The following is an 18459-nucleotide window of genomic DNA, read 5'->3' on the forward strand; positions in this document are numbered from 1 at the left end:
ACAAAAAAGCGGCATTTGTGGATTTAATCCGTGAATCGTTTATCTTAGCTGAAACTTTAGTAACCCCAATCCGGATGACGCTCGTTAGTGACAACATCCGCTACCTGCGTAAGCTAAATGGGTTAACGCAGGAGCAATTTTCTCGAAAAATAAATATAAAGCGTTCGTTATTAGGAGCTTATGAGGAGGGGAGGGCCAACCCGAATCAGCAGAATATGCAGGCTATTGCCAAAGCATTTAATACTACCGTTGAACTGCTGACCCGACAGGATCTTCGTAAACTTCGCGAAACGCCGAGCCTTAGTATTCCACTCGGGCAAAAAACGGCTGATACGTATCCAACCCGTCACGATCGTCATGTAATAGAATCAGGACCGGCGATTCGGTCAGATGGTAAATTTACTTCCGACGATGACCCGTTTCAGCACCCAGATTTCCCGGATATTTTTGCCCAGCCATCTCAATCAACTCCTGAACCACAGCCACTATCATCGGTACTGAATAAATACTACCGACCGCAGGATGAAGTTCGACGGGGAAATGATCATCCTACGCCTACACCGCCAGTTATTACGTCGCCAGTACGTCCGGTGCAAGATCGTCCGGTTGCTACTACGTCGGTGCCGCCCAATACTGTAAAACCAGCGGACTGGCATCGGCAGGATAAGCCAGATCCCGAAACATTGTTTTCTCCACCGGCCGACCGTTGGGCAGGTGGCGGACCGGCTACCCCGAACCCGTCGAGGCCGAACAATGTGCTGACGTTCAATAATGTGTATCAGGAGCCTGGTGTATCGACACCATCTGCACCAGTTAACTCAACGCTAGGGCCAAGTATACCCATTGTGATGCAGGCCCATTTTGCTACGTATCGGCAACACTATCAGCAGGCTGATTTTCTGTATCAGCTTCCGGCCATGCATTTGCCCAATTTACCGGAAGGACATTACAGGGCATTTGAAGCTGGTGATGATTTTTCCTTTCCGGGGGCGTTGCTTGTCGGTAAGTTTATTCGGAACTGGTTCGACATTATCGACGGAAAAATGTATGTGCTGATGCTCAATCAGCCGGGAGGAGCCATGATTTGTTGTCGGCGGGTTTATAATCAGGTGAAAATTAGGGGAGTACTTCTATTAACTGCCGACCGGGCTGACATTGGCAATCGGGAGGTGCCCCTGAAAGATGTTTTGGAAGTATGGGAAGTCAGTGCGTTTGTGAGTCAGGAAATGCCTCCATTGCCGCCTAGTACTGATCGGTTACGTCAACTGATTGAAGAGCTAAAATTTGAAGCAGATCGGCTATAAGTTACTCTGATTTTCAGTTTTTTATTTCTGGTTTTAGAAAAAAGATGTAAATACATAAATCTGTATTGGCTTGTCTTACGTACATCCACTAAAGCGAAGGCCCTTTTATACTTCGCTTTAGTGGATGTAACTTTTTGTCCGTTCCTCTTTTTTAACCGGGCTTTGATCTGCCGAGGCTGTTGCCTTATGGATCAAAGCTTTTTTTATACACAACAGTTTTGATTGTGGGGTACGTAAACGCAGGTTGCTACTCGTTCGTACTTTTGTAGCATGATGCGTTATTTTCTTCAACTAGCCTATCGGGGAACAAATTATCATGGATGGCAACGTCAGCCTAACGGACTAAGCGTTCAGGAAGTGCTGGAAAAAGCGTTGACTACGGTTTTACGCGAACCAATCTCAATAGTTGGTAGCGGACGAACGGATGCGGGCGTTCATGCGGGCGAACAATTCGCCCATTTTGAAACCGACGTAGCGATTCCTGCTCATTTGCTACGTTCGGTTAACAGCCTTATTCCGGGCGATATTGCCCTATATGACTGGTTTCCGGTACGTGCCGATGACCATGCTCGCTATACTGCTACGTATCGCTACTACCAATATCACATTAGCCGAAGAAAAGACCCGTTTCGGGAAGGGTTAGCTTACGTATTCACGTTGCCGCTGGATATTGACCTGATGAATAAAGCGGCTGGTACTCTATTTAATCATACTGATTTTGAGAGCTTTAGCAAGGTCAAGACAGACGTTAAGACCTTTAATTGCCGAATCGACCGGGCCGAATGGGAGCAAACCATAAATGGCGATTTAGTGTTCCATATTCAGGCCAATCGGTTTCTGCATGGCATGGTTCGGGCAATTGTCGGTACGTTGCTGGCAGTAGGGCAGGGGCGTTTGACAATAGACGAATTTGACCAGATTATTCTGGCTCGCGACCGTAAACGCGCTGGTCGGGCAGCTCCGGCAGAAGGCTTGTCGCTCATGCAGGTTGGCTACCCCGAAGAGGTATTTAAAGAGCGAAAGGGTGAATGAGCGAAAGAGTGAAAAGAATCGCGAATCATTTCAGCACTCTTTCATTCTTTCGCTCTTTCGCTGTTTTTTTCGCTATCTTTCCTTAAAAAGATATTTATTTTGAACGTAGGAACTATCATTTTAGCCGCTGGCGATTCGTCGCGAATGGGTGGAGACCCCAAGCAGCTTTTAATCTATAAAGAGCAGACGCTTGTTCGCCGAACTACCGAAAGTGCGCTGGCTTTGCAACGAGGTCCTGTAGTTGTTGTTCTGGGAGCTAATCGTGACCAGATTGCCCCTGAACTGGCGGGATTACCCGTTACGTTGGTCGATAATTCGGGCTGGCAAACCGGGCAGGCAGGCTCGCTGAAAACTGGGCTGGCAGCTTTGTATCTGATGAACAAAAACATTGACGCTGTGTTGGTTCTGCATATCGATCAGCCGCTGGTTTCGATTGGACTGTTGCAACATATACTCGAAGTATGGAAAGAGCAGGGCAAAGGTATTGTAGCCTGTCGTTACGATACGCAGATTGGAGTTCCCGCCCTGTTTAGTCGCGAATATATTAACGAATTGTTGCAGTTAGAAGGCGATAAAGGCTTACAATGGGTCATTGTACGGCATCGCGATGATCGCTCAGAGGTGCCGTTTGAAGCAGGGAATATCGACCTGAATACGAAACGCGATGTTGATCTGTTCAGGCAGGCACATTTACAGGCTCAATAAAAAACATCCTGATAATTCGGGAAGCTGATACGTCTCTATTCATGCAAAAACTCGACACTGCACTCGATTTACAAACGCGTCTGACGGCTGTTTTAAAGACAGTTGAACAAGAATTTGCCCCCTTGTCGGACCAACAACTCCGTTGGAAACCCGCTTCTGACCACTGGAGCATTATTGAATGTTTGCAGCACCTGAATCTGGCCGAACGCTTCTACATACGTAACATTCAGCATAAAGTTGATAAGCTTGGTCTGATACAGAATCAGCCTTCCGATCAAGCTGTCAGCAGCGACTGGGTCGGAAAAGCCATGTTGTTTGCCGTTGACCCACAGGTGAAAATCAAGCTACCCGCACCGGGAATGATACGTCCGCGACCAGCCGCCGAACTTGTTCCAGCCGACGTAATGAGTCAGTTTCTGGATTTGCAAACCCTGCTACGTTCGTTGCTGGACAAAGCGGTTTATCTCGACTGGAATACGGAAAAAGTAATGACTCTGTTTGGTAATTGGCTGAAAATTCGTTTGGGTGATGCTTTTTTAATGTTACTCGCGCATACAGAACGCCACATGAAACAGGCGCTACGTGTAAAGGCTGAGCTTGTAGCCCAGCCTCGATAAGTTGTAATCCAACGTTGTGCTAATCTTAAGACCAACAGTACGTTTATGATAACGCCCGGTTCAGGTAGTGAACCAAGGGTTGAAGACTAGCAAAGGCAGCCTGTACCGTTTTAGTCAGGGTGGGCGTTGTTAACGTAGCATCTGGTAGAGAATGGCTTACGGTAAAGCTTTTTAGCTTCAAGTATTCGATCGCCGGATTCGTCGCATCGTAGCCTTTAGGGGGGCGTTGTAAAGCCGTTTCCCGACTTAAGCCACTGAAGTAGGTATGAAACGTAGGTTCCGCCAGAATAGCTTCAAAGGCGGGAAGATTGTAATCGATTTCCTGACGAATAGTGGCCAGTACATCAGTGTCAGGCATATACATACCACCAGCCACAAATACGTTTCCCGGCTCAATGTTCAGATAATATCCGGCTGATCGGCTGTTTTTACCACCCGCGTTGAACCATGCGCCAAAATTGGTTTTGTAAGGGGATTTATTAGCCGAGAATCGAACGTCGCGGTTAATACGGAACATACACGATTTCGGTTTCAGATTCGATGCGCCAATTTCCGGATCAGTCTGTTCGAGTCCGGCTAAGGTTATGGTAACAAGTTCAAGAAAATCGGCGCGGGCTGCTTCGTAGGCGTCACGGTTTTCAGTAAACCACAGCTTGTCGTTATTGCTTTTGAGATTTGCGAGAAAAGTGATTGTATCAGACTTGAGCATGGGTTTGTCAGTAAATGCTGTAAAGTTAAGGTTTGATTGCGTCCATCATAAGGTAAAATCGAATCGGATGCTATGCAAAAAGCGGTTTCCGGCACAAAAAAAGCCCACAACTATGACAACAGTATGTCAGTAAGCGATCTTTATTACGTATCCAAAACCGTCGGCATAATCACAACTGATAAAGGGACTTTGTTCGACTGTGAACAAAGTCCCTTTATCAGTTGTGTAGTGGATGTATCAAACAGCATCCTGCTGTCTGGTACAGAATATTAACCTCAAGCTTCGGCCAACGCTTTTTTCATTGCCTTCCGCTCTCTAGCGCCAGGGCGATAGAAGGCGTAAAAAACGAGTGGGAAAATAAACAAGGTCAATAACGTAGCGGTGATCAATCCGCCGATGACGACAATAGCCAGCGGTTTCGATGTTTCGGAGCCAATGCCTGTCGAGACGGCGGCTGGAATCAGACCGATAGCGGCCATCATAGCGGTCATCACAACCGGACGAACCCGCGACAGTACACCCTCGTAAATGGCCTGCGCCAACGGTATCTGATTCTTGAGGTTTTTCTTGAACACCGAGATCAAGATAACACCATTCTGGATACAGATACCGAACAAGGCAATGAATCCAATACCTGCCGAGATGCTGAAGTTGACATGCGTAACGAGCAGGGCCGCAATACCGCCGATGATGGCAAATGGTACGTTGACAAGCACCAGCCCAGCATCTTTAGCATTACCGAAGAGCACGAACAGAATCACGAAAATCATAACCAGACTCACCGGAACCATCTGACCAAGGCGTTTGGTAGCCCGTTGCTGATTTTCAAAATCGCCCGCCCATTTGGCTGTGTAGCCCGGTGGCAACGTAACAGCAGCCGCCACTTTTTGCTGTGCTTCGGCAATGGCACTGCCCATATCACGACCCCGAACCGAAAATTTCACCGCCGTAAACCGTTGACTTCCTTCGCGGAAAATCAGGACTGGACCAGTTTGGGTATATACTTTAGCAATTTCCTTGATCGGAATTTGGGTACCATTCTGGGTAGGCACCATCAGGTTCGCAATTTCGGCTTCGGTTTTGCGGAAATTCTGTTCATACCGTATCCGCAGGTCGAATTTACGTTCGCCTTCGTAAATCTGCGTAGCGGCTTTTCCACCAATCGCCATTTCGATAACAGCCTGCGCATCAGCTTTATTGACACCGTAGAGCGCGAGTTTGTATTCATCTAGCTCAACGCGCATTTCGGGCTGGCCGATGTTTTTGATAACACCCAGATCTTCAATACCCCGAACGGTAGCGAGTTGTTTTTCTACGGCATTGGCTTTTTCTGCTAACGTAGCCAAGTCATTTCCGTAGATTTTAACGGCGATAGACCCTTTTACGCCCGAAACAGCTTCTGCTACGTTATCCATAATTGGTTGCGAAAATCCGAAGTCGATTCCCGGAAAAACTTTGAGTTTATCCTGCATCTGAGCAATCAGTTCTTCCTTCGTAATGTGGCGTTTCCACTCTTCTTTCGGATAAATATCGACCAGGAACTCTACGTTGTAGAAACCAGTTGGGTCGGTGCCGTCGTTTGGTCGACCCGTTTGCGAAATAACCCCTTTCACTTCTGGGAACTGGTCAAATATTTTGCGCATCTGCGTGGTCAGCCGAACGGATTCGGGAAGTGAAATACTCATCGGCATCGAGGCCCGCACATAAATTGAACCTTCATTAAGTTCAGGTAAGAACTCGGTACCTAATAAGTTGAAGCCCGATAAACCCACCACAACCAATAAAGCGGTCAGCAACAGGCTGGCTTTTTTATGCGCAAACGTGAAGGAAAACGCACGCATCGCTCTATTCGTGATGAACGTAACAAACGGATTGTGTTTTTCACGTACGTTTTTGTTCAGCAGGATACTCGCTAATACAGGCACCAGCGTCAGCGTGAATATCAAGGCACCTAACAGAGCGAAACCCAGTGTCCAGGCAAGGGGTGAGAACATTTTTCCTTCCACTTTCTGGAACGAGAAAATCGGAATCAAGCACGTAATGATGATGGCTTTGGAGAAGAAAATGGCTTTCCCCATCTCGGTACCAGTCGCACGTAGCAGACCTAGTTTGGCTGCTTTGTTGAACCGTTCCATTCCTTCTTTATGCGCCTTACTATCAAGAGCTACAAAAATTCCTTCCACCATCACCACCGCGCCATCTACAATGATTCCGAAGTCGATAGCACCCATTGAAAGCAGGTTAGCCGACATTCCTTTGAGTCGCAGGCAGATAAAAGCAAACAGCAAGGCCAGCGGAATCACAATCGAAACCGTAACCGTTGTGCGCCAGTCGGCCATGAACAGAAACACGATGGTAGTTACGAAAATGATACCTTCGAGCAGGTTGTGCGTAACCGTATGCGTAGCGAAATTGACCAGCGTTTCGCGATTATAGAACGTATTGATTTTTACGTCTGATGGCAGAATCGTGGCGTTTAGCTGAGCGATTTTCGCTTTAACCAGCTCGATCACTTCCATCGGATTTTCGCCCTTCCGCATCACCACCACGCCTTCTACTACGTCGTTCTGTTTGTCGCGACCAGCCTGACCCAGTCGTGGTAAAGCTGATTCGGCAACCTGTGCTACGTTACGTACCATGATGGGCGTACCCTTCACGTTTTTAACCACAATGTTCTCAATATCACGCTGGTTACGTAGCAAACCAATGCCGCGCACTACGTAGGCTTCGGCATTTTTCTCAATCACATCGCCCCCAACATTGACATTTGAATTGGCAACAGCCTGATATAATTCCAGCGGTGTAATGTTGTAATCGGCCAGCCGACGTGGATCGACGGATATTTCGTAGGTTTTTGCTTCGCCACCGAAACTTACTACGTCTGCCACACCCGGTACGCTTTTAAACTGGCGGTCGAGCACCCAATCCTGAATTGTTTTCAGTTCGCGAACGGTACGTGTGGGCGACTCAAGCGTGTACCGGAAAATTTCACCAGTTGGGCCGTAAGGTGGCTGAACGTCTGGTTTTGCGCCATCGGGTAATTCCACACCGGGAAGCAGGTTGTTAATTTGCTGACGAGCAAAACTGTCGTCGACACCATCGTCGAAAATGACGTTAACTACCGAAAGACCAAACAACGTAGTGGAGCGGATATCCGTCTTTTTCTGAACCGAGTTTAAACCGATTTCAACCGGGATAGTCACGAATTTTTCCACCTCTTCCGCCGACCGACCCGGCCACTGTGTAATGATGGTGATGCGTGTGTTCGTTACGTCGGGAAACGCTTCGATAGGCGTATTCTGATAACTGATGACCCCACCGATGATAGCGAGTGCAGTCAGAAAAAAGATGAAGAACCGGTTCTTCAGCGAGAAGGTGAGAATGCCTTTGATGAACTTGTTCATGGTGCTGAATGAGCGAAAGTGTGAATGAGTGAAAGAGCGAAAGATTAGGTTGTTAAGGCGGGAGCTTTTGTAGTTACAAATCACTCTTTCGCTCTTTCATTCTTTCGCTCTTTTAAACCCTCTTTAATTATTTAGTGCGTTGAAAATCAGGAGTTGATTTTGCGTAACTACGCGGTCGCCGGGTTGTATACCACTATTGAGATACGTGGTGTTGCCTATTGTCTTGAATGGATCAACCTCACGGACTACGGGCTGATTTTTAGCGTTGGCAACAATCACATAATTATGATTGTCGGCAAAAACAACGGCTTTGGCTGGAATAGCTACCCGCTTGTCGCGACCGGCGTATTGAACGCTGACATTGGCAAACATTTCGGGCTTCAGTACGATATTGTCGGAATTTGCACTGCGGTTGAGTAACGTAATACGTACTTTTTCGGTCTTACTATCGGGGTCTAATACGTTGAATACCTTATCGATACGTCCTTCAAAAACCCGGTCGGGATACGACAACGTAGTGATATGTGCCAGATCGCCTTCATGGATATTTGCTACATCTGATTCATACACATTGGCAATAACCCAAACATGATCCAGGTTTGAGATTGTAAACAGATTTTCAGGATCATCGGAGCGGAGTTCCATGCCGGGAGCTGCGCTTTTTTCCACAACAAAACCACTAACCGGAGCTTTCACTACGTAGACCGATGAACCACGTCCGCCCAGAATACTCCGGCGTTCGCCGATCCGATTCATTTCACCTTTTGCCGCCTGCAACTGCTCGCGTGACGAAACCAGATCGCGTTGCGACGAAAGACCACTTTTTACCATGTCTTCCGTTACCTGATTGTTTTTCTGAGCAATCGCTAATTGTCCGCGTGCTGCAATGGCCTGTTGTTCAAGGTCTGCCATTTCGCCCGAGCGTATAATGGCTAGCGTTTGCCCTGCCTGAACGTAGTCGCCAAGATCGGATTTCACGGCTTCAATGTGTCCCCCAACCAGCGGAAATACCTTTACTACTTTATCCTGATTGAAGGTGACTTTTCCAGTCAGATTGATTTCGTTGGTAATGGGCGACAGTTTCGCGGTATCGAATTTGGCAGAAGCCAGCAGATCAACGGGTTTAGTTGTGTCGTCGGTTGTGTTGTTGGCCGAAGCGTCGGGCTGGCAGTTGGTCAGTAACGTAGTGAGCAGAACCGCTACGGGGAGCAGAAGCCAACTGGTATGAGGAAATAGTTGCGTTTTCATTGTTGAAGGCAATTGATCTTGAGAGACTTAGTTGGCAAATGGGTTGGTTCCTGTGGCCAGACGAAGGTCTTCGAACCGCTGTGTCCGGTCGTTCTGGAGTTGAATAAACTGAAGTTGAGAGGTTTTGAAAGAATCTAGAAAATCCAGAAATTCTACTACGTCGATGTTTTGTTTGCGGTAATTCAGGGTAACTCCGTCGATGAGTCGGCCGAAATCGCTGTTGAACCGCTGATCGAAGGTTCGGTATAGATTATCGGCCTGACGTGCTTTCGTGAGTGCCCGTTGCAGTTCGCCTTCTACCTGAAGCTGATAGGCTGAAGCCACCTGCTGACTGCTCTGAATACGAACATTTGCGGCCTGAATATTACCTTGATTTCGGTTGAAAAAAGGCAGTGAGATGCCTACCCCCAAACCAAAATAGTTTGGAATATAGCCAGCGTTTCGGTCGTAGGTTCCCTGCAACGTCAGGTCGGGAACAGCCATTGCTTTTTGCAACGTTAGATTTTGCTTCTCGGCTGTTGTCTGATCGTGATAGCCGCGAAGATCAGGACGATTCCGTTCGGCAGCGGCCATCAGGCTATCGAGCGACAGCTTGCCGAGGTCGTATTGCTGACCGACCTCGGCATCTGTCATTACGGGTTTTATGGGTTGTTCGGGTGCTACGTTGAGCAGAACGCTCAGCGTGGTCTGATCGTCGGTGAGTTGCGCCAGACGTTGCTGGCGTTCGCTCGACAGGTTGAACAGATAAGCTTTCAACCGGGCCAAATCTTTAAGCGGCACGTTGCCTTTGTCGTATTGTTGCTGATACAGGGTTACGGTCTGGCTCAACGTATTGATTTCCTGCTCGTAAATAGCCAGCGCTTTTTGCTGAAAATAAAGATCGTAAAATGTAGAACGGAGCTGCGACGAAAGCGTACGAACCAGATCATCGAAACGGTCAGTAGCCAGTTTGGTGTTGGTAGTGGCCAGCGCCAGTTGTTTGTTACGTTTGCCTGCCAGTAATAAAAGTTGTTGAACCTGAATGAGTTGCTCCGAATTCCCCTGTTTCACTGGCATAAACTCCCGCGATTGTGGGTTATACGGCATCTGTTCGATATAAACCGAAGGATTATTGCGGAGTTTGGCCTGATTCTCATAGCCCCGATACTCATCTACCCCCAGCCGAGTTGCCAGCAGAGAGAGGTTATGCCGACGAAACTGGTCTTCGGCCTGAGGTATCGTTAGCCGTAGCGAATCGGCAGGAATTTGGCAGAAGGATGGGCCGCTCAATAGTGTGAAAAACAGCCCGATGAATACTCGTTTCATGATTAGTTGGCGATTGTTTGCCGGTGCTCCAAAAGTAGATGATGCCTATGCGAACAATCGGGCTTAACTGGGCGAAGTGGACAAATTTAGGGGCCAAACAGACAGAAAACAGGGCTAATGCACGGCCGTTGAACAGGAAAATGAATTGATTCAGGACGATTTGAGATAGAGCGAGTTAATCAGCTTACCATCCCTAACCTCCCTCCTAAAACAGGAGGGAGCATACCGAGGATAACTTGTTTCTTAGTTCTGAACTTGAATCAAAGACCTGTGTTGGACATTGAGAAAGCTCACCTCCTAAAATAAGAGGTGTTGGGGGTGGTAGTAAGGGTAAAAGATTTAGCTAATTCAAGTTGTTGAGCTATTCTGATGGCTTAAAAGACTTTCTTACTGATAAAAAACGACGAATAATCACGTTATGAATATCTCCTTACTAAGCCTGCTCTTGCTGACCGTTTCCTTGTTGTCTGTACAAGCCCAATCGCCAGCTAAATACATTAAAACACCTACCGGCTATGTAATGGTGCTCCGGCAGGGCGACAACGTACTGGCCGAACTGGAAAAGCTGACGCTTGTCGAAAAAATTCCCAGTGCCAGTTTTATCGGTTTCGGTTTTGTTCATCCAACATTCGGCTTCTGGAACGCCAAAAAGAAAGATTACGAACCCAAAGCTATGCGCGATATGGAACTAGCCAGTATGACTGGCAGTATTGCCTGGAAAGATGAAAAACCAGCATTGCACGTTCATGGCGTGGTTACGGGAAAAGATTTCAAGGCTTTCGGCGGACATATTCTGGCAATGGAAGTTGGCACTGGCTCGGTTGAAATTACAATAACTGTTCATCCCAACCAGCTAAATCGGGAGACTGATCAGGCAACAGGTGCTGCGGTACTACGGTTGTAAGAAAGTATAACGTAGCAAAACAATGTTGGTAAACACATTGTCTGTTGGGGTGTAAGCTATAACCTATGGAATCTATTATTCTGGCCGGAGCCACCGGAAATCTTGGTCAACGTATCGCACAATCGCTGATTGAAAGGGGCGCAAACGTTAAAGTGCTGGTACGTCAAGGAAGTAACAGCGAAGCTGCCAACGTACTACGTCGGCAGGGAGCAACGGTTGTTGAGGTAGATTTCAATAGTGTTACGTTGCTTACCGAGGCCTGTAAGGGCGGCACTTGTGTTGTTTCGGCGTTGTCGGGATTGCGAGAGGTTATTGTTGATGCACAGACCAATCTGCTTCAGGCGGCTGTAGATGCATGTGTTCCTCGATTCATACCGTCTGATTATTGTATTGATTACCGTCGGTTGCCCAAAGGCGAAAACCGGAATCTGGATTTACGACGAACGTTTAATGAACGGCTGGATAAAGCCCCCATTGCTGCTACGTCGATTCTGAATGGTATGTTTACCGATTTGCTGACGGGACAGGCGCCTGTGGTTCTTTTCAAACTAAATCGGGTCATGTATTGGGGAAATGCCCATCAGTTGATGGATTTTACGACCGTGCAGAATACGGCTGAATTCACCGCTGCGGCAGCTCTTGATGCATCAACACCCCGTTATCTTCTGATCGCCGGTCAGGTTGCAACCATTCGTGATATACAGCAGGCTGCTCAAAAAGCAACGGGCGATACGTTCAAGCTGCTACGTTTGGGTGGGCTAGGTGTATTGAAAGCCATGGTTAAAGTAGCACACACTGTAGCTCCACAACCAAATGAGGTTTTTCCGGCATGGCAGGGAATGCAGTATCTGCACGATATGCTTAGTGGTGTTACTAAACTCGATTCGCTTGATAACAAGCGCTATCCAGAAATACAATGGACACCAATTGGGGCTGTATTGGCAGAACGTTAGCAACGCAACGTAGCTTTAGTATTTTGTGACACAGAGCGGCACAAAGGAGAAAGAGAGCCGCAAAGACTAGTTGGCCGAGTGGCAGTTTAATTATAATTACCAGTGTCGCCACAGTTCTTTGCAAGGCAAAATGCCAGCCTGCTTGTCTCCGTTTTAGGATTGCAATCAATTCATCTAAAAACGGAAACAAGTAGGTTGGCAGCTTTCGGGAAAAGGGCTAAAACATAGTTTTCCTTTCTAATAGTAGAGTAGCAATTGAATCACTACAACTGATACGTAGCATTCAGAAGTATTAGCTTTAACTACACCTACGTTCAGTTCATCTACTTTTTACTACGTTTCATCCAGTTGTGTCTGTTTACTGGTGTTAATATTTGCTTATTTCGCCCCGCATTACCTATAGGCAGCCAGTTCATTCCAAACACATTGGCGATAAGTATATCCGCTTAAATTGCTCAACATATTACTTTTCAGGCATTTAATCTATTTTCGTATTCCTCTGAACTGAACCGAAGTAAACCCACCCATGACCTACGAAGCCTGGTCTCCACTTTTTCTGGGTATGGCACTGGCCCTGCTGATTGCCAATCTGGTTCAATGGTTTATGTACCGCGAACGCATCTACGGTCTGTATACGATTTACATCTTCATCTGGGCGGCTTATTTTACAATTAATCATTTCAACCTCCCCAAAAACGTTAGTAATTTCTACAAAGTCCTGCTGTCATATTCCGGTTACGTATTGTATCTGGAACTTGCCCGAATTTTTCTTGACTTAAGCGATCGGCCTCGATTCCGACGCTGGATCAGGCGAGTACAGGCGTTGCTGGTACTCTATATCGTTACGAAGACATACATTTACCTGTTCACCGATTTCTGGAAATCTCCCCTTCATGACTTACTGATTCATCCTGTACGGTTTGCGCTGATGTCGGTAGGCGGCTACGTTGTGTTTTCCTTTTACCGCTCTAAAGATACCGTTGCCCGGTTTTTTGTGGCTGGTACGGCTTCACTGCTAATTAATCACCTCATCACTACGTTATTACTGATTCGTTCGCCGATTTATAGCCAGCAAATGCCGTTTTGGGAGCATCCTGATCTGTTTGTGCAAACGGGTGTTGTACTTGATTTGATTTTTTTCGGGTTAGGCATCACACATCGACACCGTAGGGAAGCAGTACGTAAAGTGGTGGTAGAGGGACAGCTAGCCAGCGAACGCGAACAACACCATCGCGAACACCTCGAAGCCGATTTACAGATGGAACGGTTGAAGCAGGAAAAAACCGAAGTGCAGATGCGTGCACTACAAAGTCAGATCAACCCGCACTTTTTGTTCAATAGCCTGAATACACTTTCGTCGCTCATTGATGAAAGTCCACGGCAGGCCGGTGAGTTTGTCGATGAACTTTCGAGTGTTTACCGTTATTTGCTACGTGCCAATCGGCTTAACGATACGTCGGAACGAGAGAGTGATCTGACAACCGTTAGCCTTGAACTTGATTTTATCCAATCGTATTTCCATTTGCTACGTACACGTCACGGCGCGGGCATTCGTCTGGAAGTGGATGTACTACCTGCTCACACGGAAGCGTTGCTTCCCCCGTTGACGCTGCAACTGCTGATTGAGAATGCCGTAAAACACAATATTGTTTTGCCGAATCAGCCGTTAATCATTCGTATTCGGAGTGCAGATAGTGGCCATTTAATTGTTGAAAATACGCTCCAGCGCAAAATGCTACGTGTTGAATCAACAGGAATAGGTTTAGCAAATATTACGTCGAAATACCGCATTTTGAATCAGCAGGAGCCGATTATTGAAGAAATTGACGATTGGTTCCGTATTACGTTGCCAATACTGGAGCCTACGACAACGTAACGCAGAAATATTCCACAACAGGCTCTGGCTATTAGCTACATTACCAACAGCTAGAGCCTGTTGTGGCCTTTAACTTGGTATCAGCGTTGTTTCCTGACTTTCTGGCCCTATTGTTACGTCTTCGCCGTATAAGTTAAGCGTAATTGGTTGAGCCGAGAAATTATGAATCGTTACGTTCTTTTGAGTTGTTGTTACTTCTAGCAACACACTCCGGAATCGTATTTTAAACGACAGAGCCTGCCAATTTTCCGGACAATATGGCTTCAGCGACAATTGATAATTTTTCGGTACTGGTGGTAAGATTACCCACTTGCTCTTATTTTCTTGCCGCGCTTTTTTAATAACTTCCTTAAACTCATCAGGCATTATTGTCGTCACGCGCATACCTCCAAAACCTTTTACCACTGCCAGCCATGTACCTGCCATCGATGTAATGTGGCAACCGTCTTCGGTATCGTTATTATAATCATCGAGATCGAGTCGGGCAGTGCGCAGGTACATTTCATAGGCTTTTTCTTTCATACCCAACACCGATGCCTGAATCGAGTGTACGCAGGGCGATAGCGACGATTCATGAACCGTCATGGGCTCGTAAAATTCAAAATTGCGACGTAACGTATCAACATCGAACTCGTCTTCGAAGAAATAAATCCCCTGCAATACGTCGGCCTGTTTGATGAAACACGACCGCAGAATCCGATCCCACGACCAGTTCTGATTGATGGGGCGTTGACCTTTCGGAATATCAGAAACGGGCATCAGTTCCTTATCCAGAAAACCATCCTGTTGCAAATAGACCTGACGTTCAGGATCGAACGGCAAGTATATATTATCGACAATATGTGTCGCCTTCTCGATTTCTTTTTCTTCGCGGAAATGAATCCGATCAATCAGTTCGGCGTATTTTTCAGGATTTAATGATTTTACCTTCTCAACGGCCTCAATGGTGTAACGTAGCGTCCATTCGGCCAGGTAATTGGTATACCAGTTGTTGTTGACGTTGTTTTCGTACTCGTTGGGTCCCGTAACGCCAAGCATTACGTATTTCCCTTTATCGGTCGACCAGTTTACGCGCTGGCTCCAGAATCGGCTGATGGCAATGAGTACTTCCAGGCCATACTCGACCAGATATTGTTCATCGCCCGTGTAGCGAACGTAGTCGAAAATGGCGTAGGCAATGGCTCCGTTCCGGTGAATTTCTTCGAATGTAATTTCCCATTCGTTATGGCATTCTTCGCCATTCATGGTCACCATCGGATAAAGCGCAGCACCGGCCCGAAAACCTAATTTCTGGGCATTTTCAATAGCTTTCCCGAGTTGTTTGTGCCGATAAATGAGCAGATTACGCGCCACTTTCTGATCCGCCGTCGACAGATAGAATGGTAAACAATACGCTTCGGTATCCCAGTACGTACTGCCGCCGTATTTTTCGCCGGTAAATCCTTTAGGACCGATGTTCAACCGCTCATCTTCGCCGGTATAGGTCTGGTTTAGCTGGAAAATATTGAACCGGATACCCTGTTGAGCGGCTACGTCGCCATCAATAACGATGTCGTTCATTTTCCACTTATCGGCCCAGGCTTGTTTCTGCTCAACAAGCATTCTGTCGAAGCCTTTTCGGGTGATCCGTTGGATGTACTGATGAGCCTCTTTAATGATCGTATCAGAATCGTAATTGAGCGACGACAGATTAACGGCGTATTTATACACAACCGTTTCCTGCCCCTGCTGGCAATCAAGCGAAATCCGGTTTGCTACGTATTTCTCGTATTTAATTGGTTGCGACTGATAGTCGATTTTTACGCCATCCTGCTCAATTTCTACGCACATACCCGACGCTACGTGGAAGCCGGTTTTACGGGTACGCAGTTCGATATAAGCCTCACCATAAGCCGTTTCCTTCCGTACTTCATCCCAAAAGGTTTCGTCGTAATTGGAGTCACGGTTGCGAATATCGCCGTTGATATAAGGCGTAATGGTGATTTTGGCGTCGAAATTCAGCGGTTTGATAGCGTAACGTATTGCCCCGGCTTCATCATCGACGATAGAATAAAATCGTTTGGCGTTAACTTCTATTTCTTTACCACTTTTAAGTCGGGCCACGAATTGACGTTCGAGGTAACCTTCCTGCATGTTGAGCACCCGCCGGAACTGGAGTACTTCGCAGGTGTTCAGATCGAGGGTTTCGTAGTCAATATCGATGTCGATGCCGATCCAGTTGGCGGCATTCAGTACTTTGGCAAAGTATTCGGGGTAGCCATTTTTCCACCAGCCAACCCGGGTTTTATCCGGATAGTATACGCCCGCTACGTAGTGACCGAGCATGGTTTTTCCAGAATATTTTTCTTCAAACGAACCACGTCCGCCCAATCGACCATTGCCGATCGACATCACGCTTTCCGTTATTTCATTGTAGTCACGGTGAAAACCTTCTTCAACAATATTCCAGGGGTCCTGCGTCAGGTAATGTTTCATCAATAGGTTAAATTAGTACGCGAATTTAATCGGAAGGCCGGATTATTTTACACGCTAGCGAAAGGGTAGCAAACAGGCAATTACGGCATTTCCTTCGATTCATTATACCTATTAAGACGTACTACGTTCGGGTCAGTTACAAAAAGAGCCTCCTGATGCAATCAGTGAACAATATGACCCGATAAAAATGTGGTACTACGTTGGTCTATATAGATTTCGCGGCCTAAGTTTTCTCCTACACTAACTGAACCTGCTCTGATTCAGATTCCATAAATGTATTAGATCAGGAGCCATTTATTTTTGCTTCAAAACCGCTTCGACAAGTTGCTCCAAACGCGCCTGTTTTTGTTTAAGCAGCTCCAGTTCTTTTGCCTGTTGCTGATTAATCTGTTGCTGTTCTTTAACGTGCTTCTCCTGTTCAATACTATAAAGCGTCAATTCCTCCACCTTCTCCAGCAACGTAGCGTTCATCTTCACTAAGTCAACTCCCTCTTTCACTACGTCCTCCGCCGAGGGTACGTTGGGTAAATGTCGGTGTAACTGAACGTAGCGTTCTACCTCATTCAGCGAGGGCAAGTGATACGTTGGGTCAAAGACTTTATCACTCCACTGAGCCACGTTATCGATACGGATTCGATGACGGGCCAGCACTGTTTCACCCTCTTCGTTGACCGTCAGAAACTGGTCGGTCAAGCCGTTACGGATATTGGGGTTAAGTAGGTGGCTGAATTTGATGGTACCGCTGTTACGTAGGTTGATAATGCCTCTAACATCGAGGGGAAATTGGGGAGCATTGGTGCCAATACCAACGACAATGCTGGTATTGGTAGGGTCGCCTAACACAATGGCGTTGTTACGAGCAACTCTGGCGTTGGCGCCGATGGCTACTGAATTCTGAATTGTGCCGTTACTGGGCTGAGTGCCAAAACCCAGCATAACATTATTACTACCGGTTTGAATAACCGACCCGGAGAATGGCCCAACCACTACGTTGTTTATGCCCGTAGTTGTATTGTATCCCGATCGGGTGCCAATATAAGTATTGTTTGTTGAATTACTCTGGAAGCCAGCAGACGTGCCAATAAACACATTCCCGTCGCCATCAATATTGTTAAAACCGGCCGACCGTCCCCCAAATACATTCTCTATCCCTGTTGTCGTGTTTTTGCCTGTATAGTATCCCAGAAACGTATTCGCGCTGCCCGTTGTATTCGACTCTCCTGAATAAGCGCCTAAAAATACATTTGAATTCCCGGTCGTATTGTCGCCACCAGCATAAGCACCGATCATCGTATTTACCCAACCCGTCATTGTTGTATTACCGACCTGTTGCCCAATCAATGTATTATTATTACCTGGCGTTATAGAGTTTGGTGCTCTCACCACATAATTCACAGTCTGAGCCAGTAGTGTGGTATTGATTAACAGCAAGAACGCGAGCAGAGGTAGTTTCATAGTAAAGATTTTTCGTTTTTGCCAAAGCTAGTCTGATCGTGCATTTGTAACTGGTTTCATTTAGTTTTCGGTAGGTTCTGATAGTACAAAAAGCCCCAACCGAATGGAAGGGGCTTATGAGTTCGTGTATACTTGATTGATTTCTTTTCCAGCACCTGCTTTATCATGGCTTTCAATCAGGATTTAGTTGACTATCGAATCAAATTTTCAACGCATCCATTTTTTGAAAAGCATAGCACATCTACAAAAAAACCCTGACTCTTTTTTTACGGGAGCCAGGGGCACTATTCACATTTGTTACTTCTGATTAGTAAACAAATAACTACCAATACAAATCCTCTCACTCACAAAAAGTGACTAAACGGTTCGTTTCTTAGTATCAGCTAGACTATCTATCCTAAACCTGCACATTGCCCCGACAACGTAGTGTTTTTAAAAGACATTGATAGCACTACGCTCGGTGTTTTTCCCG

13 protein-coding genes are annotated in these 18459 nt (G+C 46.6%); 7 read left to right on the forward strand and 6 right to left on the reverse strand.

Annotated elements, in window-relative coordinates; all coding sequences use genetic code 11:
* Positions 1-74 precede the first annotated feature (74 nt).
* From ACYVD4_RS04985 to ACYVD4_RS05000, 4 genes are all read left to right on the forward strand, one after another.
* Positions 75-1304 (forward strand): helix-turn-helix domain-containing protein, encoded by a 1230-nt coding sequence (locus ACYVD4_RS04985; protein ID WP_460943051.1) that lies wholly within the window; start codon positions 75-77, stop codon positions 1302-1304.
* A 273-nt stretch (positions 1305-1577) separates the two neighbouring features.
* Positions 1578-2336: a tRNA pseudouridine(38-40) synthase TruA gene (gene truA, locus ACYVD4_RS04990; protein ID WP_460944728.1), complete on the forward strand. Its 759-nt coding sequence runs from the start codon at positions 1578-1580 to the stop codon at positions 2334-2336.
* 99 nt (positions 2337-2435) lie between these two features.
* Positions 2436-3041 (forward strand): nucleotidyltransferase family protein, encoded by a 606-nt coding sequence (locus tag ACYVD4_RS04995; protein WP_460943053.1) that lies wholly within the window; start codon positions 2436-2438, stop codon positions 3039-3041.
* A gap of 41 nt (positions 3042-3082) precedes the next feature.
* Positions 3083-3658 (forward strand): DinB family protein, encoded by a 576-nt coding sequence (locus ACYVD4_RS05000; protein WP_460943055.1) that lies wholly within the window; start codon positions 3083-3085, stop codon positions 3656-3658.
* A 43-nt stretch (positions 3659-3701) separates the two neighbouring features.
* On the opposite strand, the gene ACYVD4_RS05005 is transcribed toward ACYVD4_RS05000, so the two are convergent.
* From ACYVD4_RS05005 to ACYVD4_RS05020, 4 genes are all read right to left on the reverse strand, one after another.
* Positions 3702-4367, reverse strand: coding sequence for a DUF2461 domain-containing protein (locus ACYVD4_RS05005; protein WP_460943057.1), 666 nt, complete (start codon positions 4365-4367; stop codon positions 3702-3704).
* A gap of 275 nt (positions 4368-4642) precedes the next feature.
* On the reverse strand, positions 4643-7771 hold the full coding sequence (locus tag ACYVD4_RS05010) for an efflux RND transporter permease subunit (protein WP_460943059.1): 3129 nt from the start codon (positions 7769-7771) through the stop codon (positions 4643-4645).
* A 123-nt stretch (positions 7772-7894) separates the two neighbouring features.
* Positions 7895-9019 carry an efflux RND transporter periplasmic adaptor subunit gene (locus ACYVD4_RS05015; RefSeq protein ID WP_460943061.1) on the reverse strand — a complete coding sequence of 375 codons (1125 nt, stop codon included), beginning with the start codon at positions 9017-9019 and terminating at the stop codon, positions 7895-7897.
* A gap of 27 nt (positions 9020-9046) precedes the next feature.
* The gene (locus ACYVD4_RS05020) at positions 9047-10324 is read right to left on the reverse strand and encodes a TolC family protein (RefSeq protein ID WP_460943063.1); all 1278 of its coding nucleotides are present in this window, start codon (positions 10322-10324) and stop codon (positions 9047-9049) included.
* A 418-nt stretch (positions 10325-10742) separates the two neighbouring features.
* On the opposite strand from ACYVD4_RS05020, the gene ACYVD4_RS05025 reads away from it, so the two are divergent.
* From ACYVD4_RS05025 to ACYVD4_RS05035, 3 genes are all read left to right on the forward strand, one after another.
* Positions 10743-11228 carry a PPC domain-containing DNA-binding protein gene (locus ACYVD4_RS05025; RefSeq protein WP_460943065.1) on the forward strand — a complete coding sequence of 162 codons (486 nt, stop codon included), beginning with the start codon at positions 10743-10745 and terminating at the stop codon, positions 11226-11228.
* A 65-nt stretch (positions 11229-11293) separates the two neighbouring features.
* The gene (locus ACYVD4_RS05030) at positions 11294-12181 is read left to right on the forward strand and encodes an NmrA family NAD(P)-binding protein (RefSeq protein WP_460943067.1); all 888 of its coding nucleotides are present in this window, start codon (positions 11294-11296) and stop codon (positions 12179-12181) included.
* Between the two features lie 526 nt (positions 12182-12707).
* Positions 12708-14057: a sensor histidine kinase gene (locus ACYVD4_RS05035; protein WP_460943069.1), complete on the forward strand. Its 1350-nt coding sequence runs from the start codon at positions 12708-12710 to the stop codon at positions 14055-14057.
* A gap of 69 nt (positions 14058-14126) precedes the next feature.
* On the opposite strand, the gene ACYVD4_RS05040 is transcribed toward ACYVD4_RS05035, so the two are convergent.
* Both ACYVD4_RS05040 and ACYVD4_RS05045 read right to left on the reverse strand, forming a co-directional pair.
* Positions 14127-16532, reverse strand: coding sequence for a glycoside hydrolase family 65 protein (locus ACYVD4_RS05040; RefSeq protein WP_460943071.1), 2406 nt, complete (start codon positions 16530-16532; stop codon positions 14127-14129).
* A gap of 294 nt (positions 16533-16826) precedes the next feature.
* The gene (locus ACYVD4_RS05045; RefSeq protein ID WP_460943073.1) at positions 16827-17987 is read right to left on the reverse strand and encodes a hypothetical protein; all 1161 of its coding nucleotides are present in this window, start codon (positions 17985-17987) and stop codon (positions 16827-16829) included.
* Positions 17988-18459 lie beyond the last annotated feature (472 nt).

It is taken from the genome of Spirosoma daeguense, assembly GCF_054776875.1.

Coding starts and splice junctions, on each gene's coding strand:
- ACYVD4_RS04985 (WP_460943051.1), top strand. CDS start 75: ATGACGCTCGTTAGTGACAACATCCGCTACCTGCGTAAGCTAAATGGG.
- truA (WP_460944728.1), top strand. CDS start 1,578: ATGCGTTATTTTCTTCAACTAGCCTATCGGGGAACAAATTATCATGGA.
- ACYVD4_RS05000 (WP_460943055.1), top strand. CDS start 3,083: ATGCAAAAACTCGACACTGCACTCGATTTACAAACGCGTCTGACGGCT.
- ACYVD4_RS05005 (WP_460943057.1), bottom strand. CDS start 4,367: ATGCTCAAGTCTGATACAATCACTTTTCTCGCAAATCTCAAAAGCAAT.
- ACYVD4_RS05010 (WP_460943059.1), bottom strand. CDS start 7,771: ATGAACAAGTTCATCAAAGGCATTCTCACCTTCTCGCTGAAGAACCGG.
- ACYVD4_RS05015 (WP_460943061.1), bottom strand. CDS start 9,019: ATGAAAACGCAACTATTTCCTCATACCAGTTGGCTTCTGCTCCCCGTA.
- ACYVD4_RS05020 (WP_460943063.1), bottom strand. CDS start 10,324: ATGAAACGAGTATTCATCGGGCTGTTTTTCACACTATTGAGCGGCCCA.
- ACYVD4_RS05025 (WP_460943065.1), top strand. CDS start 10,743: ATGAATATCTCCTTACTAAGCCTGCTCTTGCTGACCGTTTCCTTGTTG.
- ACYVD4_RS05030 (WP_460943067.1), top strand. CDS start 11,294: ATGGAATCTATTATTCTGGCCGGAGCCACCGGAAATCTTGGTCAACGT.
- ACYVD4_RS05035 (WP_460943069.1), top strand. CDS start 12,708: ATGACCTACGAAGCCTGGTCTCCACTTTTTCTGGGTATGGCACTGGCC.
- ACYVD4_RS05040 (WP_460943071.1), bottom strand. CDS start 16,532: ATGAAACATTACCTGACGCAGGACCCCTGGAATATTGTTGAAGAAGGT.
- ACYVD4_RS05045 (WP_460943073.1), bottom strand. CDS start 17,987: ATGAAACTACCTCTGCTCGCGTTCTTGCTGTTAATCAATACCACACTA.